This window comes from Microbacterium sp. LjRoot45, from assembly GCF_964253325.1.
In the GTDB taxonomy this organism is placed as follows: domain Bacteria; phylum Actinomycetota; class Actinomycetes; order Actinomycetales; family Microbacteriaceae; genus Microbacterium.
The window spans coordinates 238643-261660 of sequence record NZ_CAXUQM020000001.1 but is presented as its reverse complement, the minus strand read 5'-3'; the positions used below and the strand labels follow the sequence as shown (position 1 = coordinate 261660).

At 71.5% G+C, this 23018-nt stretch carries 21 protein-coding genes; 16 read left to right on the top strand and 5 right to left on the bottom strand.

Features of this window, described 5'->3' with window-relative positions:
- The first annotated feature begins 61 nt into the window (after nt 1–61).
- From ACSQ18_RS01145 to ACSQ18_RS01100, 10 genes are all read left to right on the top strand, one after another.
- Nucleotides 62–784: a hypothetical protein gene (locus ACSQ18_RS01145; RefSeq protein ID WP_436035232.1), complete on the top strand. Its 723-nt coding sequence runs from the start codon at nt 62–64 to the stop codon at nt 782–784.
- 84 nt (nt 785–868) lie between these two features.
- The gene (locus tag ACSQ18_RS01140; protein ID WP_144806931.1) at nt 869–1435 is read left to right on the top strand and encodes an acetyltransferase; all 567 of its coding nucleotides are present in this window, start codon (nt 869–871) and stop codon (nt 1433–1435) included.
- Nucleotides 1432–2592, top strand: a complete 1161-nt coding sequence (locus ACSQ18_RS01135; RefSeq protein ID WP_436035231.1) for a glycosyltransferase — start codon at nt 1432–1434, stop codon at nt 2590–2592. Before ACSQ18_RS01140 ends, ACSQ18_RS01135 begins: the two co-directional genes overlap by 4 nt.
- A gap of 30 nt (nt 2593–2622) precedes the next feature.
- Nucleotides 2623–3366 carry a CDP-alcohol phosphatidyltransferase family protein gene (locus ACSQ18_RS01130; protein WP_436035230.1) on the top strand — a complete coding sequence of 248 codons (744 nt, stop codon included), beginning with the start codon at nt 2623–2625 and terminating at the stop codon, nt 3364–3366.
- A gap of 13 nt (nt 3367–3379) precedes the next feature.
- The gene (locus ACSQ18_RS01125) at nt 3380–4633 is read left to right on the top strand and encodes a hypothetical protein (protein WP_436035229.1); all 1254 of its coding nucleotides are present in this window, start codon (nt 3380–3382) and stop codon (nt 4631–4633) included.
- A complete protein-coding gene (locus ACSQ18_RS01120) occupies nt 4630–6048 on the top strand; it encodes a hypothetical protein (protein WP_436035228.1) in 1419 nt (472 codons plus the stop codon). The genes ACSQ18_RS01125 and ACSQ18_RS01120 overlap by 4 nt, the downstream gene beginning before the upstream one ends.
- A 93-nt stretch (nt 6049–6141) precedes the next feature.
- Complete coding sequence (gmd, locus tag ACSQ18_RS01115) at nt 6142–7173, top strand: GDP-mannose 4,6-dehydratase (protein ID WP_144806926.1); 1032 nt, start codon at nt 6142–6144, stop codon at nt 7171–7173.
- The gene (locus ACSQ18_RS01110; RefSeq protein WP_436038374.1) at nt 7170–8171 is read left to right on the top strand and encodes a GDP-L-fucose synthase family protein; all 1002 of its coding nucleotides are present in this window, start codon (nt 7170–7172) and stop codon (nt 8169–8171) included. The genes gmd and ACSQ18_RS01110 overlap by 4 nt, the downstream gene beginning before the upstream one ends.
- A gap of 113 nt (nt 8172–8284) precedes the next feature.
- Entirely contained in the window at nt 8285–8746 is a 462-nt protein-coding gene (locus ACSQ18_RS01105; protein ID WP_144806924.1) for an adenylyltransferase/cytidyltransferase family protein, read from the top strand.
- Nucleotides 8747–8772: 26 nt separating this feature from the next.
- The gene (locus ACSQ18_RS01100; RefSeq protein WP_144806923.1) at nt 8773–9126 is read left to right on the top strand and encodes a hypothetical protein; all 354 of its coding nucleotides are present in this window, start codon (nt 8773–8775) and stop codon (nt 9124–9126) included.
- Here ACSQ18_RS01100 and ACSQ18_RS01095 read toward each other — a convergent pair whose 3' ends face one another.
- Nucleotides 9127–10266 carry a polyprenol monophosphomannose synthase gene (locus ACSQ18_RS01095; protein WP_436038373.1) on the bottom strand — a complete coding sequence of 380 codons (1140 nt, stop codon included), beginning with the start codon at nt 10264–10266 and terminating at the stop codon, nt 9127–9129.
- Between the two features lie 143 nt (nt 10267–10409).
- On the opposite strand from ACSQ18_RS01095, the gene ACSQ18_RS01090 reads away from it, so the two are divergent.
- The gene (locus ACSQ18_RS01090) at nt 10410–10670 is read left to right on the top strand and encodes a glutaredoxin family protein (RefSeq protein WP_144806922.1); all 261 of its coding nucleotides are present in this window, start codon (nt 10410–10412) and stop codon (nt 10668–10670) included.
- A gap of 70 nt (nt 10671–10740) precedes the next feature.
- On the top strand, nt 10741–12027 hold the full coding sequence (locus ACSQ18_RS01085; RefSeq protein WP_436035227.1) for a kynureninase: 1287 nt from the start codon (nt 10741–10743) through the stop codon (nt 12025–12027).
- Between the two features lie 160 nt (nt 12028–12187).
- Here the strand turns inward: ACSQ18_RS01085 and ACSQ18_RS01080 are convergent, their stop codons facing one another.
- A complete protein-coding gene (locus ACSQ18_RS01080) occupies nt 12188–12607 on the bottom strand; it encodes a GNAT family N-acetyltransferase (RefSeq protein ID WP_436035226.1) in 420 nt (139 codons plus the stop codon).
- Between the two features lie 181 nt (nt 12608–12788).
- On the opposite strand from ACSQ18_RS01080, the gene ACSQ18_RS01075 reads away from it, so the two are divergent.
- Together ACSQ18_RS01075 and ACSQ18_RS01070 are read left to right on the top strand one after the other, a co-directional pair.
- The gene (locus tag ACSQ18_RS01075; protein WP_436035225.1) at nt 12789–14249 is read left to right on the top strand and encodes an MFS transporter; all 1461 of its coding nucleotides are present in this window, start codon (nt 12789–12791) and stop codon (nt 14247–14249) included.
- A 50-nt stretch (nt 14250–14299) separates the two neighbouring features.
- Nucleotides 14300–16039 carry an aldehyde dehydrogenase family protein gene (locus ACSQ18_RS01070; protein WP_436035224.1) on the top strand — a complete coding sequence of 580 codons (1740 nt, stop codon included), beginning with the start codon at nt 14300–14302 and terminating at the stop codon, nt 16037–16039.
- Between the two features lie 259 nt (nt 16040–16298).
- Here the strand turns inward: ACSQ18_RS01070 and ACSQ18_RS01065 are convergent, their stop codons facing one another.
- The 3 genes from ACSQ18_RS01065 to ypfJ form a co-directional block, all read right to left on the bottom strand.
- Nucleotides 16299–17867 (bottom strand): DEAD/DEAH box helicase, encoded by a 1569-nt coding sequence (locus ACSQ18_RS01065; RefSeq protein WP_436035223.1) that lies wholly within the window; start codon nt 17865–17867, stop codon nt 16299–16301.
- Nucleotides 17868–18190: 323 nt separating this feature from the next.
- Nucleotides 18191–19201 carry a prolyl aminopeptidase gene (gene pip, locus ACSQ18_RS01060; protein WP_436038372.1) on the bottom strand — a complete coding sequence of 337 codons (1011 nt, stop codon included), beginning with the start codon at nt 19199–19201 and terminating at the stop codon, nt 18191–18193.
- Between the two features lie 8 nt (nt 19202–19209).
- Complete coding sequence (gene ypfJ, locus ACSQ18_RS01055) at nt 19210–20079, bottom strand: KPN_02809 family neutral zinc metallopeptidase (RefSeq protein WP_436035222.1); 870 nt, start codon at nt 20077–20079, stop codon at nt 19210–19212.
- A 49-nt stretch (nt 20080–20128) separates the two neighbouring features.
- On the opposite strand from ypfJ, the gene ACSQ18_RS01050 reads away from it, so the two are divergent.
- Nucleotides 20129–21169, top strand: coding sequence for a malate dehydrogenase (locus tag ACSQ18_RS01050; RefSeq protein WP_436035221.1), 1041 nt, complete (start codon nt 20129–20131; stop codon nt 21167–21169).
- A 23-nt stretch (nt 21170–21192) separates the two neighbouring features.
- On the top strand, nt 21193–22965 hold the full coding sequence (locus ACSQ18_RS01045; protein ID WP_436035220.1) for a cation:proton antiporter: 1773 nt from the start codon (nt 21193–21195) through the stop codon (nt 22963–22965).
- Nucleotides 22966–23018 lie beyond the last annotated feature (53 nt).

The window sequence follows — 23018 nt, the reverse complement described above, 5'->3', positions numbered from 1 at the left end:
GGCTCGGTCTCGTCGATCCCCGTCGAGGAGGCCGCAGGCGGGCTATGTCAGGATAGTGCCCATGGCGGGGTTCTCAACTCGGGGCCGCACCCGGCTCTGGGCATACGGCGGGGTGGCGGTACTGGCGATCGTCGCGCTCGGCGCGGCGTATGTCGCCGTGCAGTCCGTATCGGCTCAAGGCGCCGGGAGCGGGGTCACGCCGCCCAGCGTCGTGAACCCCGATCCAGCGACCACCACGATCGCCTTCCTCGGCGACGACCCGTCGGCGAAGGCTCAGGACGACGCCGAGCAGACCTGGCCCGAGCTCGTCGCCGACGATCTCGACGCGACGCTGCTCGACCTGTCCGCCGAGGGTTCCGGCTTCGCGACCGGGTCGGACACGACGCCGTGCGAGCAGGACTTCTGCCCCGCGATCCTCGACGCCGTGCCGGATGCCGTGGCCGCCGACGCCGACATCGTCATCGTGTCCGCCGACATCGCCGACGCGTCGGTGTCGCGCAGCGAACTGCGCACGCGCGCCGTCGCTGTCTTCACCGCGCTGCAGGTGGGACTCCCCGGCGCGCAGGTCGTCGTGGTGGGCCCGGCCGCCGTGAATCCGGCGCCGCCGGAGGTCACGACCATCGAGGGCATCCTGAAGGCGGCCGCGACGCAGTCCGGCGTCCGCTACGTGAGCCTGCTTTCGCCGGCGGCGATCACGGACGACGATGTCAACGGCGAAGGCCTCATCGGCACGGACGGCCAAGAGGCGATCGCCGGACGCGTCCTGCGCAGCATCGGCGGCTGAGCGGCACCTGCCCGCGCATCGCATCGCGGCTGCCCGGCATCCGCTCGGCTGGCGCCGATGCGAGCCCGTCTGTACAAAGGATGCATGTCTCCTACGCGCGTCATCGACCTCTCGCTGGCGCCGGGTGCGCCCGAACCGCTGCGCAGATCGAAGTGGGTGACCTTCAGCTGGTCGCTCGTGGAGCTTCTGCTCGTGTCCAACCGACTGCAGATCAGCTCGTCCTTGCGCGCCTGGGCGCTGCGCAAGTACGGCGCGAAGATCGGCACGGGCGTCGTCATGCGCCCCCGCCTGCGCGTGAAGTCGCCGTGGAACCTCGAGATCGGCGACCGCTGCTGGATCGGCGACGGCGTGTGGTTCCACAACCGTGACCGGATCACGGTCGGCAGCGACGTCTCGATCTCGCAGGAGACCTACCTGACGACCGGAGCGCACGCGTTCCGCACCGACATGGGGCTCATCACCAACCCCATCGTGATCGAAGACGGCGTGTGGCTCACGTCGCGCTGCGTCGTGCTCGGCGGCGCCCACATCGGGCGCTCCGCCGTGATCTCGCCGCTCACTGTCGTGCGGGGCACGATCCCCGAGAACAGCATCGTCTCCGCTCCCGCGCCGGTCATCGTCGGCACGCGCTTCGAGACCGGCGACGAATGAGGATCGCGCACGTCCTCACCTACATCAGCGCCGACGGCGCGTTCGGCGGCCCGCTGGCGGTGCTCAGCGAGCAGACGTCGGAACTCGCGCGCCGCGGACACCGCGTCGAGGTGTTCGCGGGCTGGGACGGCGTCGCCGCTTTCGCACCCGAGGGCGTCGTCGCGCACCTCTTCCCGGCACGCCAGGCCGTTCCCGGCGCGGGTTTCAGCGGGCTGATCGCTCCCGGCCTGCGACGCGCGCTGCGGCGGCGACGCAACGACTTCGACGTCATCCACGTGCACCTCGCACGCGACCTGGTGACGCTGCCGGTGGCTCACGCGTTCCGGCGCGGTCGCGGGCCTCGCCTGTTCCTACAGCCCCACGGCATGGTCAAGCCCGACTCCCGCCTGCGGGCGCGCGTGTTCGACCGGTGGGTGCGGCCCGTGCTGCGCGGCGCAACGGGCACGTTCGCGCTGACCGACACGGATGCCGGACGGCTCCGCGCCGTCGAGCCGCAGGTGCGCATCCTCGATCTCCCCAACGGCGTGTCGGTGCCGCCCGCCGTGGAGCGTGCCGGCGACGGGCGCCCCGAAGTCCTGTTCCTCGCGCGCCTCCAGCCGCGCAAGCGCGTGCTCCTGTTCGCCGATGCGGCTCACCGGCTGCTGCGGGCGGGCGTCGATGCCGACTTCGTGATCGTCGGCCCCGACGAGGGCGACCTGCCCGCGCTCCAGGAGCGGATCGCGGCGGCGGCTTCGGGCGACCGGGTGCGCTACGAGGGATCGGTGCCGCCGGGCGCCGGGCGCGACCGCATGGCGCGTGCCGACGTCTACGTTCTGCCGAGCTTCAGCGAACCGTTCCCGATGTCGGTGCTGGAGGCCCTTTCGGTGGGCACGCCGACGGTGATCTCCGAGACCTGCCACATCGCCGACCGCCTCGGCGACGCCGTGGCCGTGTTCGCCGAGCCGGCCACCGGCGACGACCCCGAACAGGCCGCAGCCGCACTGGCGGATGCCATCGGCCGCCTGCTCGCCGATCCGTCTGCACGCCGCGCTCTCGGCGCGCGCGGCCGGCGCGCGATCGAGGACGGCTTCTCCATCGCGCGCATCGGCGATCTGCTCGACGGCTACTATGCCGGTGGGGCGTCCGCCGGGGAGCGACGTCCCGCCGATTCGGACTGACGGGTCCGAGTGCTGAGGGGAAAGCACGAGATGACCGACACCGCTGCGTCCACGTTCCGCGACAGATTCACGCTGCTGCGAGAGGCTCAGAAGCGCCGCACCGGCGTGCCGCTGTACACGCTGGCGGTCAACCGACCGGTCGGACGGGTCATCGCGGCCGCATCTCCCCGCGGGATCACCCCGAACCACCTCACCGGCATCGGGGCCCTCTTCACGTTCGCCGGCATCCTCTCCCTGCTCGTCTGGGCCGACGGCTCACCGTGGAGCGCACTCGTGGGCGTCGCGCTCGTCGTGGGGTTCTTCTTCGACTCCGCCGACGGTCAGCTCGCGCGGTTGCGCGGCGGCGGGTCGGCGTCGGGCGAGTGGCTCGACCACGTGATCGACGGGGTGCGGATCGTGCTGCTGCACATCGCGACGCTCGCCTTCCTGCTGCGCACCGAGGCCGTCCCGACGCCGGTGGCCTTCGCGCTGTGCACCGTGTTCGTGGTCGCCGCGTCGGCGACGTTCTTCTCGGGCAGCCTCTTCGAGAAGCTCACCACGAGCGCCCCGAGCACGCGCGTCACGTCGGGTTCCCGGCTGCGGTCGGCGCTCATGCTGCCCGTCGACTACGGCGTCACGTGCTGGATCTTCCTGCTCACCGCGTGGGTGCCGGTGTTCGTCGTGGTCTATGCCCTGGCGGCGCTCGCGAAGGTCGGCACGACGACGATGCTGCTCTCGAAGTGGTACCGGACGCTGCGGCGGGAGGACCGGGAACGCCGCGCCGCCGCCGCGTGATGCGGCACCGCTGATGCGACGGTTCGCCCACTCGCGCTATGTGACGATCCTCGATCAGATCGTCTCGAGCCTCTCCAACTTCGCGCTGGTCGCCCTCGTCGCCGGTGTCGCGACGACGGCGGAGTTCGGCCGCTTCAGCCTCGGCTACGTGCTGCTGCTCTTCTTCCTCGGCTTCCAGCGCGCCCTCGTGGGTGAGGTTCTGCTCGTCCGCTTCTCCCACGTCGGCGAGCGCCCCCGCGAGGTCGACGGCGCGGCGGCGGGCGTCTCGGCATCCGTCGGGGTCGTCTCGGCGATCGCGCTCGCGGTGTGCGGCCTGCTGTCCGGGGGCGACCCGCTGCTGTGGGTCGTGCTGGCGGTCGCCGGTCCGCTCGTGTTCGTGCAGGACATCGTGCGCTACATCCTCATCGCGCGCGCCCGGTCGGGGCACGCCCTGGTGTCGGATGCCGTGTGGGCGATCGTCGCCCTGCCGGCGATGGTGTGGCTCGTGGCGGTGTCGGCGCCCGCCTGGGCAGTCGCCGCCGCGTGGACGGGCGGCGGAGTGATCGCTCTCGTGGTCGCCATCGCCTACGCCCGCGTGACGCCGCGCCCGATCGCCGGCGCACGCTGGCTCGTCGAGAACCGCGACATCGCGGTGCGCTTCTCGGGCGAGTACGCGAGCCTCAATCTGTCGAACACGGTGGTGTGGTTCGGGCTGGCGGCGCCGCTGGGGCTGGCGGGGGTCGCCGCGCTGCGCGGCGCGTCGCTCCTGTTCTCACCGCTGAACACCGCCTTCAACGCCGTGCGCATCGCCGTCGTCCCCGATCTCGTGCGCAACCGGGGCACGCGCCGCTACCGGGCGCGACTGCGCGAGACGGCGCTCATCCTCTTCGGCATCTGCGCCGTGTGGAGCGCCGTCGTCCTCCTCCTCCCCGCCGAAGCCGGTCGCCTCGTGCTCGGTGAGACGTGGGATGCCGCGGCCGACCTCCGCTGGCCGTACGCGGTGCAAGGACTCGCGATGGTCGTCTACACGGCGCTCCTCGCCCACTTCCGCGCCGCCGCCCGGCACACGTCCTCGACCGCGATGCGCGGGGTGCTCGCGGCGGCGACCCTCGTCCTCCCGATGGCGCTGGCCGTGGCGGCCGCGGCATCCGGAGCAGCCTGGGGCTTCGCCGCCGCCGTGGCCGTGAGCGTCGTCGTGGGCCTCGTGTGGGAGACTCGGGCGCGACGGCGCGACGCGCGCCGTGACGCCGATTCCCCTCCTCAGCCACCGGAGACCGACGACACGTGACGACCACCGAGACGCGCACGGCGGAGCAGCGCGAGGGCACCCTCGTGCTCGCGCTGGGCTTCCTCACGTTCGTCGCGCTGGGGATCGTGGTCCCCGTCCTCGTGCTCTCGAGCCCCGACAGCGGGCGCAGCAGCGCGTGGATCGTCACGTTCGGGGTGCTCGGGGTGGCGGCCATCCGCCTGTCGGTGTTGGTCGCGCGCGGCGAGCGCCGCATGTTCGAGTTCATCTTCTGGCTCTTCGCCTACGTCTTCTTCGGACTCGCCCCCACGGTGCAGCTGCGCGCCGACGCCATGGCGACGACGACGGCCGGGCTCGACCCGCAGCTGGACATGGTGACCGCCGCCACGGGCGTCCTGGGCATCGTGTCGTTCGGCGTGGGCTTCGCGCTGGCCCACCAGCGCCGCGCCGCTCGGGTCGCCGACGCCGCGGCCTCGGCGCCACGCGATCGCTTCGGGATCAGTCGTGCGCGGCTGAGCATCCTCACCGTCGTCGCCCTGGCATGCTCGGCCTACTACGTGGGGACCCTGGGCGTCAGCGTCCTGTTCTCCAGCCGCGCGGAGTTCTCGCTGGTCGAGAACGCACGGTGGGCCGACCCCACCACCAACGCGATGATCTCGGCGGCATCGAGCTTCCCGATCCTCATCGCGGCCCACGGCTGGTGGTACTTCTCCCGCGGCGCCGAGGGGAAGCGCAACCGCTGGATCGCCTGGTCGACGACGCTGGCGGCCATGCTGATCACCAACCCGATCTCGAGCGCCCGTTACCACTTCGGGGTCGTGTGGGGCAGTTTCCTCGGTCCGCTCGGCGCCTACCGCACCCGCGTGCGCACGTCGGTCATGATGCTCGGCATCGTTTTCGGGCTGCTCTTCGTCTTCCCGATCGCCGACCTCTTCCGCCGCATGAACGTCGTCAACACGGAGCGCTCGGGGTTCCTCGCGGAGTACGAGGGCAACGGCGATTACGACGCCTTCGGCCAGCTGTCGAACGCGATCCTCTACGACGCGACCATGCCGTTCCGCTTCGCGCGGCAGTTCCTCGGCATCCTGTTCTTCTGGGTTCCGCGGTCGATCTGGCGCGACAAGCCCACCGGTTCGGGCGTGCTGCTGGCGGAGTTCCGCGAGTACGGCTTCACGAATCTCTCCGCTCCCATCTGGGCGGAACTGCTGCTGAGCTTCGGGTTCATCGGGGTGGCGGTGGGCTCGATCGTCCTCGCGTACCTGCTGGGCCGCCTCGACGTCCGCTTCCGCGAGGGCAACCCTTCGCCCATCGTCGAGATCGCCGGCGCGGTGTTCCCGTTCTACCTGCTGATCCTGCTCCGCGGGTCGCTGCTGCAGGCCACCGGCATCCTCGTCATGCTCATCGCATCCCTGCTGTTCATCGCCTCGCGAGAACGGGCACCCTCGCAAAGTCGCTAGTATCGCCTGCAAGGGGGGCTTCGGGGACGGCCCGCGCTAGGGGATGCGCATGCGGCCGACCGTGGCACGATCGAATCCAGGGGAGGGTCACACGTGACCAAACGCGCTTTCATCACGGGCATCACGGGGCAGGACGGGTCGTATCTGGCCGAGTTGCTGCTGGGCAAGGGGTACGAGGTCCACGGCCTCATCCGGCGGGCGTCGACGTTCAACACGTCGCGCATCGACCACCTGTACGTCGACCCGCACGACCCGTCGGCCAAGCTGTTCCTGCACTACGGCGACCTGAGCGACGGTGCGCGACTGACGACACTGCTGGCCAGCATCAATCCCGACGAGGTCTACAACCTCGCGGCCCAGTCGCACGTGCGCGTCTCGTTCGACGAGCCCGAGCACACCGCCGACACCACCGGCACCGGCTCCATCCGCGTGCTCGAGGCCGTCCGCATGTCGGGCATCGACACGCGGTTCTACCAGGCGTCGTCGTCGGAGCTCTACGGGGCGACCCCGCCGCCGCAGAGCGAGACGACGCCGTTCTACCCGCGCTCGCCCTACGCGGCGGCCAAGCTGTACAGCTTCTGGATCACGAAGAACTACCGCGAGGCGTACGGCATGTTCGCCACCAACGGCATCCTCTTCAACCACGAGTCGCCGCGCCGCGGTGAGACGTTCGTGACGCGCAAGATCACCCGCGCCGTCGCCGCGATCAAGGCGGGCCGTCAGGACCACGTCTACATGGGAAACCTCGACGCGATCCGCGACTGGGGCTACGCGGCGGAGTACGTCGAGGGCATGTGGCGCATGCTGCAGGTCGACGAGCCCGACGACTTCGTGCTCGCGACGGGCGTCGGCATCACGGTGCGCGAGTTCCTCGAGACCGCGTTCTCGCACGCCGGCCTCAACTGGGAGGACCACGTCCGGTTCGACGAGCGCTACCTGCGCCCCACCGAGGTCGACGCCCTCATCGGCGACCCGTCGAAGGCGGAGGAGAAGCTCGGCTGGAAGGCCACCGTCGGGCCGCTCGACCTGGCACGTCTCATGGTCGACGCCGACATCAAGGCGCTCGAGCACGCGGGTACGCCGTGGATCGACCGCGTTCCGCTCGCGGGCTGGCCGCTCTCATGAGCGAGGCGGCCGGCGCGGCGACGACCGGCGACGGCGTGGCCTTCACGCCGGGACCGCTCGACCGCGACGCCACGTTCTACGTCGCCGGGCACTCCGGCCTCGCCGGGAGCGCCGTGTGGCGCGCGCTCGAGGGTGCGGGCTTCACCGACCTCGTCGGTCGTCGATCGGCGGAGCTCGACCTCAAGGACCGCGACGCGGTGTTCTCGTTCTTCCGGGAGACCTCGCCGCGGTACGTGGTGCTGGCCGCGGCGAAGGTCGGCGGCATCCTCGCGAACAGCACGTATCCCGTCGACTTCCTGAGCGACAACCTGCGCATCCAGACGAACGTGATGGATGCCGCACGCGAGGCGGGCGTCGAACGGCTGCTGTTCCTCGGGTCGTCGTGCATCTACCCGAAGTTCGCGCCCCAGCCGATCCGCGAGGACGCGCTCCTCACCGGTCACCTGGAGCCCACGAACGACGCGTACGCGATCGCGAAGATCGCCGGCATCCTGCACGTCCAGTCGGTGCGCCGTCAGGACGGGCTCCCGTGGATCTCGGCCATGCCGACGAACCTGTACGGACCCAACGACAACTTCTCGCCGCTGGGCTCGCACGTGCTGCCGGCGCTCATCCGCCGCTACGACGAGGCCGCCGCGGCGGGGGCGTCGTCGGTGACGAACTGGGGCACCGGCACGCCGCGCCGCGAGTTCCTGCACTCCGACGACCTCGCTTCCGCCCTGCTGCACCTCATGGAGCACTACGACGGTCCCGAGCACGTCAATGTGGGAACGGGCAGCGACGTCACGATCCGCGAGATCGCGGAGACGATCGCCGACGTCGTCGGGTACGAGGGCGAGACGCAGTGGGACACGTCGAAGCCCGACGGCACGCCGCAGAAGCTTCTCGACGTCTCGCGACTGGCGGATGCCGGTTGGCGGTCGCAGATCAACCTCCGCGAGGGGCTCGAGCGCACCGTCGCCTGGTTCCGCGAGCACCACGCGAGCATCCGCGGCTGAGGCCGTCGGGAATCCGCTCTCCCACGCGAGCGGGATTTGTGGATACACTGAGCGCGGGGTAGTGCAGGCTGGGGGGCTTGCACGTTGATACCGCTGAGACTTTGGGGGAAGTCATGGCTACACGCATTGGTTATGCCGCTGGGGCGTTCGACCTGTTCCACGTCGGGCACCTCAACATCCTTCGCCACGCGAAGGAGCAGTGCGATCTTCTGATCGCGGGGGTCGTCAGCGACGAGATGCTGCGCGAGGTGAAGGGCGTCCAGCCGTTCATCCCGACGGCGGAACGCGCCGAGATCGTCCGCTCGGTCCGCTACGTCGATCACGTGCACGTGGAAACCGTGCCCGACAAGCTCGACGTGTGGCGCCAGGTCGGCTTCACGCACTTCTTCAAGGGTGACGACTGGCGCGGCACCGAGAAGGGCTTGCGGCTGGAACGCGAGTTCGCCGAGGTGGGGGTGGAGGTCGTGTACTTCCCGTACACCGCCCACACGTCCAGTTCACAGCTGCGTCGAGCGCTCGAGGTCGTCACGGCCGAGACGCTGCACGGCTACGACGAACGCGCCGCCTCGGCCTGATCGGGCCGAGTGAACGAGCGGCCAGCATGATGGCCACAGACCTGCCCGGTGAAGAACTCTTCATCGGGCAGGTCATCGCCCTCCTTCCGGTGAGTCGGCGCGCCGCCGACGCCGTCGGCGACGACGCGGCACTGCGCGCGGCGCTCGCGGGCGCCGGCGACACCGATCCGCGCCGAGGCCGTGCGCGCACCTACTCGGTCGTGACGTTCGAGCCGCACCGCGGGATCTTCCTGCTCGACGGCAAGGAGATCGAGGTCTCGATCCATCCGCTCGACGTCGACACTCCGCTGGAGGCCGCGGTCTTCCGCGTCACCTCGATCTCCGGACGGTCGCTGCGGGTCAAGCGTGCGGTCGCCGCGACCGACGCCACGGCATCCTGATCAGAGCTCTCCGGGCTGCATGGCCTGCTCGTCGAGCTGCTCCATCGCTGCGCGCATCGGTGTGCGCTCGCTCTTGCGCGGCGCGTAGACGACGAGCGAGTGGAAGACGAAGCGCACCACGAAGGCGACGACGAGGGTGACTGCCGTGGCGACGACCACGGAGACGTGCCCGGTCTCGACCATCAACGCGACGATGGGGATGCGGATGACCGCTTCGGCGTTGTTGAACGCGAACGACTTCGCGAACCGCGACCACACCCCCGAGGCCTGCCCGCGCATGTCGGAGAACACGAACCGCTCGATCAGCAGGAAGTTGCCGATGATGGTTGCCTCTGCCGCGATGATCGCGGCCACGATGTAGTCGACGCCGAGCTGCGTGAGCGCCCACACGATGGCGACGTTGGCGACCGCGCCCAGTCCGCCGATCACGGCGAAGAGCGACATCTTGCCGAACCGCAGCGCCGCGAGCTGGGTGAGGAAGTGCACGCCCTGCCGGACGGATGCCTTCGACTCGCCCGCGTGACGGTCGGCGAAATCGAAGGGCACCTCGGCGATGCGGAACGAACGTCGCACGAGGATCTCGAGCAGGATCTTGAAGCCGCGCGGGCGCAGACCATCGAGGTCGACAGTGCGGCGATCGACGAGGAAGAAGCCGGTCATCGGATCGGTGACGTCGCGCAGCCGCACGGGGAACATCGACTTCGTGATCGCCGTGGAGACCTTCGAGACCATCACACGGGTGCGGTCGGCGAGGCCGTGCGACGTGCCACCGCCGGCGTAACGCGAGGCGACGACGACATCGACGTCACCTTCGGCGTGGCGTGCGAGCATTTCGGGGATCTTCTCGGGCGGGTGCTGCAGGTCGCCGTCCATCACGAGGCACAGGTCGGACGCGGCGATGCGCATCCCCTCGATCACGGCGCCCCCGAGGCCGCCCGCGCGCGCCGTGCGATGCAGCAGCCGCACGGGAAGAGCGGATGCCGCGGCCACCTCCCGGATCACGTCGGGGGTGTCGTCGGTGCTGTCGTCGACGAACACGATCTCCGCGTCGACGCCGGAGACCGCGGCGCTGACGCGACGGACGAGCTCTGCAACGTTCGGTGCTTCGTTGTAGGTCGGCACGATGATCGACAGGTCGATGACGTTCCCCCGTGGTCGTGCTGGTGTATCGGGCAGGGCGGATGCCACCGGCGAGATGCCGGAGCGGTGCCGTCTATCGTCGCATGTCCGCCTGAACGTTCGCGCACGCGTCCACCGCGCCGGAGAGCGGCGAGAATGGACTCATGACGACGTCCCCCTCGACCATCACGATGTTCGGCGCCGACTGGTGCCGCGATTGCCGTCGCACGAAGGCGCAACTCGACGAGCTCGGTGTTCCGTACACCTACGTCGACCTGGAGGCGGAGCCCGACGCCGCCGACGTGGCGCGGGAGATCTCCGGCCGCACCAACATCCCCGTCGTGGTCTACCCCGACGCGACGCACCACGTCGAGCCGTCCAACGACGACGTCGCCGCCAAACTCCGCGAGCTCGCGCTCATCTGACGGCGGGTGCTGCGGCCCCGGGTGCTGGAGCGCGCGGTGCGCGAGGGACTCTTCGCCCTAGGCTGGCGCCGTGACCGCTCCCGCGACCGAATCGACCGCTGATGCCTTCTTCGACGAGGCGGCGCGTCGCGATGCCGTCGACCCGCTGCGGGGGCTCCGCGAGCGGTTCGTGGCATCCGAGTCTTCGCTCGTCTACTTCGACGGCAACTCGCTCGGTCGCCCTCCGCGCGCGACGGTCGACCGGCTGACGTCGTTCGTGACCGACGAGTGGGGCGGGCGCCTCATCCGCGGATGGGACGAGTCGTGGATGGCGCTGCCGTTCGACGTCGGCGACGAGATCGGCACGGTCACACTGGGTGCGGCGGCGGGTCAGACGGTCGTGGCCGACTCGACGACCGTGCTGCTCTACAAGCTGGTGCGCGCGGCCTTCGACGCCCAGCGCGCGGCGGACCCGGCCCGGGTCGAGCTCGTCGTCGACCGCGACAACTTCCCCACCGATCGGTACATCGTCGAGGGGATCGCGAAGGAGTGCGGCGGTACCGTGCGGTGGATCGACGTCGACCTCCGCTCGGGTGTGACCGTCGACCTCCTGCGGGATGCCGTCGGCCCGCGCACCGCCGTCGTCGTGCTCTCGCACGTCGCCTACCGGTCGGGCCATCTCGCCGATGCGGCCGCGCTCACCGAGGTCGCGCACGCCGCGGGGGCGCTCGTCGTCTGGGACCTCTGCCACTCCGCGGGCTCGGTGCCGATCGCGCTCGACGCCTGGGACGTCGACCTCGCCGTCGGATGCACCTACAAATACCTCAACGGCGGGCCCGGCTCACCGGCATTCGCGTACGTCGCCCGTCGGCATCAGGCGTCGCTCGTACCTCCGATCAGCGGATGGATGGGCGCGGCCGACGTGTTCACCATGGGGCCGACCTTCCGGCCGGCCGAGGGCATGCGCCGGTTCCTCTCGGGCACGCCGCCCATCCTCGGCATGCTCGCGATGCGCGACACGCTCGACATGATCCGCGACGCGGGCATCGACGCGGTGAGGGAGAAGTCGATCGCACTCACCGACTTCACCGTCCGCCTCGGCGACGCCCTCCTCGCCCCGCGCGGCGTGACCCTCGCCTCCCCGCGGGATGCCGCAGCCCGCGGCGGCCATGTGACGTTCTCGCATCCGGCCATGCGGGAGGTGACCGCGCGGCTGTGGCAGCAGGACGTACTCCCGGACTACCGCGATCCCGGCGGTCTCCGCGTGGGCCTGTCACCGCTGTCGACGTCGTTCGCCGAGGTCACGGCCGGCATGGCCGCCGTGGCCGCCGCGCTGGATGACGTGGCCGCGTCCGCCGGCGGCCCCTCCGCCCACTGAGGCCGAGCCCGGCCCGGCGGGGTTTCGTCGCTCGCCCGGGTTGGTCCTTCGCAGCTTCGCGCGTGCCGCATACAGGGGAAATCAGGCCCCAGCGCCCCGCGGGCGATCGATCGGGTCGATTCAGCCTGTACGCGGTACGCCGCGGCGACGCGACCCCGTTTCACCCGACGCCCAGCGCGCGCGACCACGCGACCTCGCGCGCCAGCTGCCCGGTTCGGCGGAACAGCCGCACCTGGTGCGTTCCGGCCAGAGCCGCCGCCAGGGCGTCGCGGTCGGCGGGCTCGAAGCCGAGGCTCTGCCAGAACGGGCCGGACCGGCGGCTGAACAGCCATGCCCGCTGCGCGCCCTCGTCCACGGCCCTGTCCAACGCACACCGAGCGAGGGCGCTCCCCCGGCCCTGCGAACGCTGCGACGGGCCCACGGCGACACTGCGGATGAGCGCGTGCCGGCCATCGGCGCTCAGCTCGTACCCGGTGGTGCCGACGATGTCGGACGCCTCGTCGCGCTCGATCCACAGGCGCACGTGCGGGTCGTCCAGTCCGCTCAGCGTGAGGTCGGCTTGGCGGAGGAATGCCGTCACCGCGTCGACATCCTCCGGCTGACATCTCTCGAGGCCCACACGGCCAGTCAACCACCCCTCCCGGCCTGACGCGTGCCGCGTACAGGGGAAATCAGGCCCCAGCGGCCCGCGGGCGAGCGATCGGGTCGATTCAGCCTGTACGCGGCACGCCGCGACGGCGCTGCCCCCTAGGCTGAGCCGCATGAGCGACGCGGCTCCCCCGGCATCCCCCGTCCTGACGCGCGGCACGATCGCGCGGTACGCCATCGGATCGATCGGCACGGGCGGCTTCGCGACGCTCCCGGGCCTCGTGCTGACCTACTACCTCACCGACAGCCTCGGGGTCACGGCGCTGCTGGCGGGCGTCATCGTCACGGTCGCCAAAGTGTGGGACGTCCTCATCGACCCGGTCGTCGGCGCGTGGAGCGACCGCGACCTCGCGCGGCACGGAAGCCGCCGCCGGCTCATGCTGCTCGGCGCGGTCGCGATCCCGGTGCTGTTCGCGCTCACTTTCGCCGTCCCCCCGGGGATGCCGGCCGCCGTCGGCGCGGTGTGGGTGCTGATCGCGTTCGTCGCGACCGCGACCGCCTTCAGCCTCTTCCAAGTGCCCTACATCGCCCTCCCCGCCGAGCTGACCGACGGGTACGACGCCCGCACCCGCCTCCTCACCTGGCGGGTGGTCGTGCTGACGATCGCGATCCTCCTGTTCGGAGCCGGGGGTCCCGTGCTTCGGCGCGTCACGGGCGACCCGACGAGCGGCTACCTCGTGATGGGCATCGTGGCGGGCGTCGTGATCGGGGCCGGGATGCTCGTCGCGACGACGGTGGTCTCCCGCTCGGCCCGCTCCCGTTCGGCGATGGCCGCCGCCGGAACGAGCGCCGCCGAAGCCGCGGAGCTCCTCGCCGTCAGCGTCGGCGAAGAACCGCACCGACCGGTGGGCGCCGACGCCTCCACGCCGGGCGGCGGGGTGCGCGACAACTTCCGGGCTGCGGCCGAGACGCTGCGGCGGAGTCGTCCCTTCCGCGCGCTGCTCGCCACGTTCGTCCTGCAGGCCCTCGCGACGGGCCTCATGCTCGCCGGGGCGCAGTACCTGGCGACCTGGGTGTTGAGGTCTGAGGATGCCGTCACGCTGCTGTTCGTCGCGCTCATCGCCCCGGCGCTGCTGGCGGCCCCCGCGTGGGGCGTCGCCGCGCGGCGTATCGGCAAGGAGCGGGCCTTCGCCTGCGCGAGCGCCGTCTTCGCGATCGCGGCGCTGTCGACGGCGGGGGCGCTGTGGGCTCCTGGCGAGTGGCTCTATGCGTCGGTCGCGGTCGCCGGGATCGCCTACGCAGGGATGCAGTCGCTGCCGATGGCGATGCTCCCCGACGTGATCGCTCACGATGCGGCTCGTCACGGACCCGGGCGAGCGGGCGCGTTCGGCGGTGTCTGGACGGCGGGCGAGACGACGGGGTTCGCCCTGGGGGCGACGGCGCTGGCGGTGGTCCTGGCATCCACCGGCTACCTGGAGCGCACGGCGGGCGTCGAGGTCACCCAGCCGGCGAGCGCTGTCGCCGGGATCGTGCTGAGCTTCAGCGTCGCGCCGGCCGCCCTCGTGATCGCGAGCCTCCTGACACTCGGGCGGTACGGCCTGCGTCGCGGCGACATCGAGGGTCGGCATTCCTGAGACGCGGTGTCGCGGACGTATGCTGGGGATCCGGCCCGAAGGAGAGCGCTGTGACCACGCCCCCGAAGAAGTCACCCGCCCGCAGAGCCGCCGCGGATGCCGGTCCGTCATCGGACGTCCGCGCCGAGCTCGACAGTGCGATCGACGCCGTGACGTCGGGGGCGCGCACCTGGTCTCTGCTGACGCTGGGCCAGCGCCGCACCGTCATCCAGCGTGTCCGCGCCGCGGTCGCCGCGGTCGCCGAGGAGTGGGCCGACGTGGCATCCACCTCGAAGGGCCTCGCCGCGTCGCATCCTCTCCGCGGTGAGGAGTGGCTGTCGGGGCCGTACGCCGCACTCGTCGCCCTCGACGCCTACGCCGACACCCTCGGCGCCCTCGCCCGCGGAGACAGCCCGCTGTCGACCACGACCCTCGGACGGGCTCCCGGCGACCGCGTCGTCGTGCACACGTCACCGCTCACGGCGATCGACCGTCTGCTGCTGTCGGGCTACTCCACGGAGGTGTGGCTCGAGCCGGGCGTCACGGCGAGCGAGGCGCGGCGGACGGCAGGGCTCGCCCAGCTCGACCCGACGCACTCCGGCGGGGTCGGGCTCGTGCTCGGTGCCGGCAACGTCAGCTCGATCCCTTTCCTCGACGTGCTGTACGAACTGATGTCGTCGAACCGCGCGGTCGTGCTGAAGGTGAACCCGACGCAGGATGCTCTCGTGCCCGTCTTCGAGCGTGCGCTCGCCCCGCTCATCGAGCCCGGGTTCCTGCGGATCGTGCGCGGCGGCGGCGATGTCGGGGCGTATCTCACCCGGCATCCGTCGATCGACCACGTGCACGTCACGGGCTCCGACGCGACCTTCCGCGCCATCGTGCCGGGACTGAGCGTGCCGATCACGGCGGAGCTCGGCGGGGTGTCGCCGATCATCGTGGTCCCCGGCGAGTGGTCGGATGCCGACCTGCGCTTCCAGGCGGAGCACGTCGTGACCATGCGGCTGCACAACTCCGGACACAACTGCATCGCGGGCCAGGTCGTGCTCCTGAGCGCTGACTGGCCGCAGCGCGACGCGTTCCTTCAGGAGTTGCGCACGGCCTACGACCGCGCACCTCGCCGTCCCGTCTGGTACCCGCACAGCGACGGCAAGCTCGATGCCGCGCGGGAGGCGTACCCGGATGCCGCGTGGTGCGGCGACGGCACGCGCGCGCTGATAGAGACCAGCGGCGACGACGCGACGGCACTGGAGTCCACCGAGTACTTCGCGCCCGTGCTGGGCGTCGTCTCGCTGCCGGGCATGGGGCAGCGCTTCGTCGACGCGGCCGTCGCGTACGCGAACGACCGGCTCGTGGGGACGCTCGGCGCGAACGTCGTCATCGCCCCCGAGACGCAGCGCGCCCTCGCCGGCGGATTCGAACGGGCGATGGCCGCGCTGCGCTACGGCACCGTCGCGATCAACGCGTGGACCGCGTTCGGGTTCCTCACCCCGACGGCCACGTGGGGCGCGTTCCCGGGCGGCACGCTCGACGACGCCCCGAGCGGCATCGGCATCGTCCACAACGCGTTCCTGCTCGACCGTGTGGAACGGACGGTCGTCCGCGGGCCGTTCCGCCCGTTTCCCCGCTCGGTGTCGTCGGCGTGGTCGCTGCGAGGCCGCGGGCGCGGTGCGGGACTGTCGGTGCTGCCGAAGCCGCCGTGGTTCGTGACCTCGCGCACCGGCGCGGCCGTCAGCGAAGGATTCACGCGGTTCCGCATCGACGGCAACCTCGCCAAGCTCGCCCTCGTGCTCCTGCAGGCGTTCCGCGCCTGAGCCGGCGGGCGACGCCGTTTCGTCTCCTCGCTGCGCTCGTCGCTCAACGACCGGGGACTTCACCGCGGCGACGGTTCACCGGCGGCGACCTGCGGGTGTTGCGCGGGCGCACCCGCACATCGGCGCGGGCGAACGCCGCGCCCCGCCCCCGCACCGGACGTTGAGCGAGCGCAGCGCCCCACCGGACGTTGAGCGAGCGCAGCGCCCCGCCGGACGTTGAGCGAGCGCAGCGAGACGAAACGCCGCGCCCGCGAGGCGGTCAGCGACCGCTGCGGCGGCCGGCACCGTTCTGACGCACGACCGAGCCGACCGTCAGCTTGCTGCCCTGCTGGCTCGCGCGACGGCCCGTCGTGCGGGCGTTGCCGGATGCCGCGGGCTGCGCGCCCGGGCGGGCCGCGCCGTGGCTGCGCTCGCCCTGGCGCGCCGAGCGGTCGGTGTGCGCCGCGCGGTCGGAGGTCTGCGCCGGACGGCCGGAGCGATCCCGGCGGGTGCGACCCTGACCGGCACCGCGCTCCTGGCCGCCGCGGGACTGGCCCTCGCCGCGCCCCGCACCGGGCTGACCCTCGCGCGCGGCGCGCTTGCGCTGCGCGTTCGCGCCCTGGCTGCGGCCACCGCCGCGCTGCTGCTCGGCCTTCGGAGCGGGCGCGACGTACGCCGCGACCTCGCCCACGAGCGCGGTGACCTCGGCCGACTCGGCCGTCACGCGCACGGGTGTCGCGGTGATCGCGGCCTTGCGGAGGAGGTCCTTGACGTCCTTCTCCTGGCCCGGGAGGACGAGCGTCACGACGGAGCCCTCGGCACCGGCACGCGCCGTGCGACCGGAGCGGTGCAGGTACGCCTTGTGCTCCATGGGCGGGTCGACGTGGATCACGAGCTCGACGTCGTCGACGTGCACACCGCGGGCGGCGACGTCGGTCGCGACGAGCACCTTCGCGGCACCCGACGAGAACGCCGCGAGGTTGCGGTCGCGCTGCGGCTGCGAGAGATTGCCGTGCAGGTCGACTGCGGGGATGCCCTGCGCCGTCAGCTGCTGAGCGAGCTTCTTCGCGTGGTGCTTCGTGCGCATGAAGAGGATGCGGCGGCCCGTGCCCGACGCGAGGGTGCGGACGAGCTCCTTCTTGGCATCCGTGCCCTCCACGTGGAAGACGTGGTGGGTCATGGCGGCCACCGGCGAGTGGGCCTCGTCGACGGAGTGGAGCACCTCGTTCTGGAGGAAGCGCTTGACGAGCTTGTCCACGCCGTTGTCGAGCGTGGCGCTGAACAGCAGACGCTGACCGTCGCGCGGCGTCTTGTCGAGGATGCGGGTGACCGACGGCAGGAAGCCGAGGTCGGCCATGTGGTCGGCCTCGTCGATGACGGTGATCTCGACGGCGTCGAGCGTCAGGTGGCGCTGCTGCAGGAGGTCTTCGAGACGGCCCGGGCACGCCACGACGATATCGACACCGGCCTGCAGCGCGGCGACCTGCCGGCTCTGGTTGACGCCGCCGAAGATGGTGGTCGTCTTGAGGCCGTAGGCGCGGGCCAGCGGCTCGAGCGTCGCGTTGATCTGGGTGGCGAGCTCGCGGGTCGGCGCGAGCACGAGGCCGAGGATGCGGCCCTGGCGTCGAGCGCCGCCGGCCAGCGCACCGCCGAGGCGGGCGACCATCGGGATGGAGAAGGCGAGGGTCTTGCCCGAGCCGGTCTTGCCGCGGCCGAGCACGTCGCGGCCGGCGAGCGTGTCGGGGAGCGTGTCGACCTGGATGGGGAACGCCTCGGTCTTGCCGTCGGCGGCGAGAACATCGAGCAGGGGGGCGGGCACGCCGAGCGTGCGGAAAGAAGTGTCAGTCATGAGGCTTTTCTGGGCGCGCGTGTCGAGTGGACAGCGGAGGCCCGGTCGGTGGCCCGTCTGCGGATGCGGTGACGGGTTCGCCGTACGAAGAATGTCAGCCGACTTCGGTCGAGGACCGGCGGCGAGGGAAGCGTTCTACGACGCGAGAAGCGCCACGATCGGCGCTGCAAGTAGGTCCAGTCTAGCGGATGCCAACCCGCCCACCGGCCGTTGAGCGAGGAGCGCAGCGACGAGACGAAACGCCGCACCCCCTGCGGAACGCCGTTTCGTCTCGCTCCGCTCGCTCAACGACCGAGGCTGCGCTCGCTCAACGACCGAGGGGGTCAGTCGACGGGGGCGGCGGCGAAGCGGTCGGTCGCGGCGCGGAGGGCGGCGGCGATGCCCGGTTCGGATGCCGAATGCGACGCGTCCGGCACGATCACCAGGTCCGCCTCCGGCCATGCGCGGTGCAGGTCCCACGCCGTCATGACGGGCGTGCAGACGTCGTAGCGGCCCTGCACGATGACCGCCGGGATGTGGCGGAGGCGCCCGGCATCCTCGATCAGCTGTCCCTCGCGGAACCACCCGGCGTGCACGAAGTAGTGGTTCTCGATGCGGGCGAAGGCGACCGCCGCATCGGGCGCCGCCATCGACGCCACGAGGTCGGGATCGGGATGCAGGGTCAGCGTCGAGGCCTCCCACGTCGTCCACGCGACACCGGCGGGCCGGTGGACGGCCGGATCGGGGTCGGTGAGCCGGCGGTGGTACGCCTCGATCATGCGCGAGCGCTCCAGCACCGGGATCGGCGCGAGGAACGCCTCCCACAGGTCGGGGAACAGCGCGGAGGCACCGCCCTCGTAGAACCACTCGAGCTCGTGACGGCGCAACGTGAAGATCCCGCGCAGCACGAGTTCGCTGACGGCATCCGGGTACGACTCCGCGTACGCGAGCGCGAGCGCGCTCCCCCACGAACCGCCGAAGACCTGCCACTTGTCGATGCCGAGGTTGCGGCGCAGGAGCTCGATGTCGGCGACGAGGTGCCACGTCGTGTTGAAGCGCAGGTCGGCGTCGGGGGCGCTGGCGTGCGGGGTGCTGCGACCGCAGCCACGCTGATCGAACAGGATGATGCGGTAGCGCTCCGGGTCGAAGAAGCGGCGGTGCCAGGGCGAGGTGCCCGCGCCCGGTCCGCCGTGGAGGAACACGACCGGCTTGCCGTCGGGGTTGCCGGACTGCTCCCAGTACACGCGCTGCCCGTCGCCGACGAGCAGCTCCCCCGTCTCGAAGGGCTCGATCGGAGGGTACAGGATGCCGTCGAGGTGCGCGGGGCCGGAGTGGCCCGCCGACTGCTCCGCCAGCGGCGTGCTCACAGGTCGTTCCCCGAGAACGTGTCGCACTGCTCGGGGCCCTCCTGGTAGCCGCGCGTGAACCAGCGCTGGCGCTGCTCGCTCGACCCGTGGGTCCAGCTCTCGGGGTTCACGCGCCCCGTGGACTGCTCCTGGATGTGGTCGTCGCCGACCGTGGCGGCGGCGTTCAGGGCGTCGCGGAGCTCCGCGTCGGTCGGGGGCTTCAGGTAGGGGACGCCGTTGGCATCCTTCTGCTTCGACATGGCGTCGACCCAGGCGCCGGCGAAGCAGTCGGCCTGCAGTTCGGTGCGCACGCCGTTGCTCGTCGGTCCCGAGCCGTTGGCGGGGTACTGGTCGAAGACGCCGATGAGCTGCTGGATGTGGTGACCGTACTCGTGGGCGAGCACGTACAGCTGCGCGAGGCTCCCCGCCTGAGCGCCGTACTGGTCGCGCAGGATGCCGAAGAACGTCGGATCGATGTAGATCGTCTGCTCCGGCGGGCAGTAGAAGGGGCCGGTCGCGTTCGACGCCGTGCCGCACGCGGTGGAGGTCTGCTGGTCGACGATGATGAGCTGCGGAGCGCGGTAGCCCTCGACCTGCCCCTCCCAGTACGAGTCGAGCGCCTGCTGCCCGAGCACGAGGCGACAGTCGTCGTTCTCGTTGGCATCCGCACCGGTGTCGCAGTCCTCGATGACCGTCTCGCTGCCGGGCTGGGCGGAACCGTCCGGACCGCCGAGCAGTCCCGTCAGGTCGTTGCCCGTGAACAGGCTCAGCAGCAGGAGGGCGAGCCCGCCCAGCCCCGCCACGCCGGCCCCGCCGGCCACCACGGCGCCCCGACCCCGTCGTCGAGCGGTCGTCTGACCGACCTGGGCGTTGCTGTTGAAGGTCATGCCGTTCACCGTACCCCGCGCCCCGCCGCCGCGGGCATAGGCTCGGGGCATGGAGCCCTCGACGAATCCAGGGAACATCGCGGCCACCGGAGACGCAGTGACGACGGTGGCCGTCACCGGAGCGGGCGGGCAGATCGGCTACGCCCTGCTCTTCCGCATCGCGTCGGGCGCGATGCTCGGCCCCGACCGGCCCGTGCGGCTGAAGCTGCTGGAGATCCCGCAGGGGATCGCGGCGGCCGAGGGCACGGCGCTCGAGCTGCAGGACGGCGCCTTCCCCCTGCTGCACGGCGTCGACATCACCGACGATCCCCGCACGGCCTTCGACGGCGCGAATGTGGCCCTCCTCGTCGGCGCCCGCCCGCGGACGGCCGGCATGGAGCGCGGCGACCTCCTCGCCGCGAACGCCGGCATCTTCGGACCCCAGGGGGCGGCGCTGAACGCCGTCGCCGCCGACGACGTGCAGGTGCTCGTCGTCGGGAACCCCGCGAACACCAACGCCCTCATCGCCGCGGCCTCCGCCCCCGACATCCCCTCCGAGCGCTTCGCCGCCCTCACGCGCCTCGACCACGACCGGGCCGTGGGCCAGCTGGCGGCGACGCTGTCGGCATCCGTCGCGGACATCCACGGCGTCACGATCTGGGGCAACCACTCCGCGACGCAGTTCCCCGACGTCGCCCACGCTACCGTCGGAGGGCGGCCCGTCATCGACGCGCTCGCCGAGCGGTTCGGGGGGCTCGACGCTGCCACCGCCTGGCTCGACGGCGAGTTCATCCCCCGCGTCGCGAAGCGCGGGGCCGAGATCATCGCGGTGCGTGGCTCGTCGTCGGCGGCTTCGGCGGCCAACGCCGCGATCTCCCACGTGAGGGATGCCGTACACGGCACCGCCTGGACGTCGGCGGCGCTCGTCTCCCACGGCGAATACGGCGTTCCGGAAGGGCTCGTGTCGTCGTTTCCCGTCACGAGCGACGGCTCGGGCTACCGCATCGTCGAAGGCCTCGAGCTCGACGCGCGCGGACGGCGCCTCCTCGACGCGTCGGTCGCGGAGCTCGCCGCCGAGCGGGATGCCGTGCGGGGGCTCGGCCTGCTCTGACCCCCGACGGTAGTCTCACGATCGTGGAGTTGCTGCTCGTCGTCCTCATCGGCGTGGTCGCCGTCGCCGTCGTGACCGCCCTCGCGCAGAAGCTGGGTGTCGCCGGCGCGCTGCTCCTCGTCGCGCTGGGCCTCGCGGTGGGGCTTCTGCCGTTCGTCGACGTGCCCGAGATCGACCCCGAGTGGATCCTCGTGGGCGTGCTTCCGCCCCTCCTCTACGCCTCGGCGGTGCGGCTTCCCGCGATCGAGTTCCGCCGCGACTTCACCCCCATCGCGGGGCTCGCGATCGTGCTCGTCGTCGTCACGGCCCTCGTGCTCGGCTGGTTCTTCTCGATGGTGCTCCCCGGCGTCGGCTTCGCCCTCGGCGTCGCGCTCGGCGCGATCCTCAGCCCCACGGATGCCGTGGCCACCGGCATCGCGAAGCGCCTCGGCATCTCGCCGCGGGTGACGACGATGCTCGAGGGCGAGAGCCTCCTCAACGACGCGACGGCGCTCGTGCTGCTGCGCACGGCGCTGCTCGCGGTGGCCGCCGGCTCGTTCTCGGTCGGGTCGGCCGTCGGCAGCTTCGCATGGGGCGTCGTCGTCGCCGTCGTCGTCGGCGGCCTCATCGGGGTGCTCGCGATGCGGCTGCGGTCGTGGGTGGGCACGTCGGCGGCCAGCACCGCGATCGGATTCACCGTGCCGTTCCTGGCATACCTGCCGACGGAGCACCTCGGTGGGTCGGGGCTCGTGGCATCCGTCGTCGCGGGGATCGTCGCCGGGCAGGGTGCGCAGAAGTGGTTCACCCCCGAGCAGCGGCTCTCCGACGAGGTGAACTGGCGCACCGTGGAACTCGTGCTCGAGGGCGGGATCTTCCTCATCATGGGCCTCGAGCTGAAGCAGATCGTCACCGACGTGATCAACCGCCACGAAGGCATCGCCCTGCCCACCGTGGTCGCCCTGGCGGCGCTGCTGATCGTGCTCCTCGTGCGTACCGCGTACGTGTCGTTCCTGCTGTGGGCCGGACGAGGGCGCGCGCGACGCATGAACCGGTCGCAGTTCGAGGCGATGGACGCCCGACTCGACCAGATCGAGGCGTCCGGGTGGCCGGACACGCCCGCCTCCGCCGGAAGGGGGCGCGGTCGCCCGCGCGGGCGGGCGGCTCGACGACTCGCGACGCCCGAGGCGCGGCAGCGGCGGCTCACCTCGATGCGCGAGCGGGTCTCGCGCGCCCTCGCCGACTTCGACTACTACCAGGCGTCACCGCTCGGGTGGAAGCACGGCACCATCATCGTGTGGGCGGGGATGCGGGGCGTCGTCACCCTCGCCGCCGCCCAGACGATCCCGCAGAGCGTCGAGACCCGGCCCGAGCTCGTCTACATCGCGTTCGTGGTCGCGCTCGTCAGCCTCATGCTGCAGGGCTTCACCCTGCCGTGGGTCGTCCGGCTCGTGAAGCTGGAGAAGACCGGCGACGGCAGCGTGGATGCCGGGGAGCAGGCGCGCATCGACGAAGAGCTGCGGGACGCCGCCGCCGACGCGCTCCAGAGCCACGAGCTGCGCCGGCGCGACGGCTCCCCCTTCGACTCCGACCTCCTCGACAAGATCGGCATCCGGTACACGCAGACACCGTCGGAAGAGACGAGCGCCGTGATGACCGACGTGCTCGAACTGCGGCTCGCGATGATCGACGCCATGCGCGAGCGCCTGACGGCCCTCAGCTCCGGCGGCGCGTTCAGCACCCGTACCCTCCGCCACGCGCTCGCGCAGCTCGACGCCGACCAGCTCAGCATCGAACTCCGGTTGCGCGAGGGGGACTGACCCGCGCCGACCGCAGCCGCCGCGACCGCCTGTCTGCGAGGATGGAGCATCCG

Excerpts from the sequence above, each read along its gene's own strand:
- ACSQ18_RS01145 (WP_436035232.1), top strand. The coding sequence starts at position 62 with ATGGCGGGGTTCTCAACTCGGGGCCGCACCCGGCTCTGGGCATACGGC.
- ACSQ18_RS01140 (WP_144806931.1), top strand. The coding sequence starts at position 869 with ATGTCTCCTACGCGCGTCATCGACCTCTCGCTGGCGCCGGGTGCGCCC.
- ACSQ18_RS01135 (WP_436035231.1), top strand. The coding sequence starts at position 1,432 with ATGAGGATCGCGCACGTCCTCACCTACATCAGCGCCGACGGCGCGTTC.
- ACSQ18_RS01130 (WP_436035230.1), top strand. The coding sequence starts at position 2,623 with ATGACCGACACCGCTGCGTCCACGTTCCGCGACAGATTCACGCTGCTG.
- ACSQ18_RS01125 (WP_436035229.1), top strand. The coding sequence starts at position 3,380 with ATGCGACGGTTCGCCCACTCGCGCTATGTGACGATCCTCGATCAGATC.
- ACSQ18_RS01110 (WP_436038374.1), top strand. The coding sequence starts at position 7,170 with ATGAGCGAGGCGGCCGGCGCGGCGACGACCGGCGACGGCGTGGCCTTC.
- ACSQ18_RS01105 (WP_144806924.1), top strand. The coding sequence starts at position 8,285 with ATGGCTACACGCATTGGTTATGCCGCTGGGGCGTTCGACCTGTTCCAC.
- ACSQ18_RS01100 (WP_144806923.1), top strand. The coding sequence starts at position 8,773 with ATGATGGCCACAGACCTGCCCGGTGAAGAACTCTTCATCGGGCAGGTC.
- ACSQ18_RS01090 (WP_144806922.1), top strand. The coding sequence starts at position 10,410 with ATGACGACGTCCCCCTCGACCATCACGATGTTCGGCGCCGACTGGTGC.
- ACSQ18_RS01075 (WP_436035225.1), top strand. The coding sequence starts at position 12,789 with ATGAGCGACGCGGCTCCCCCGGCATCCCCCGTCCTGACGCGCGGCACG.
- ACSQ18_RS01065 (WP_436035223.1), bottom strand. The coding sequence starts at position 17,867 with ATGACTGACACTTCTTTCCGCACGCTCGGCGTGCCCGCCCCCCTGCTC.
- ypfJ (WP_436035222.1), bottom strand. The coding sequence starts at position 20,079 with ATGACCTTCAACAGCAACGCCCAGGTCGGTCAGACGACCGCTCGACGA.
- ACSQ18_RS01050 (WP_436035221.1), top strand. The coding sequence starts at position 20,129 with ATGGAGCCCTCGACGAATCCAGGGAACATCGCGGCCACCGGAGACGCA.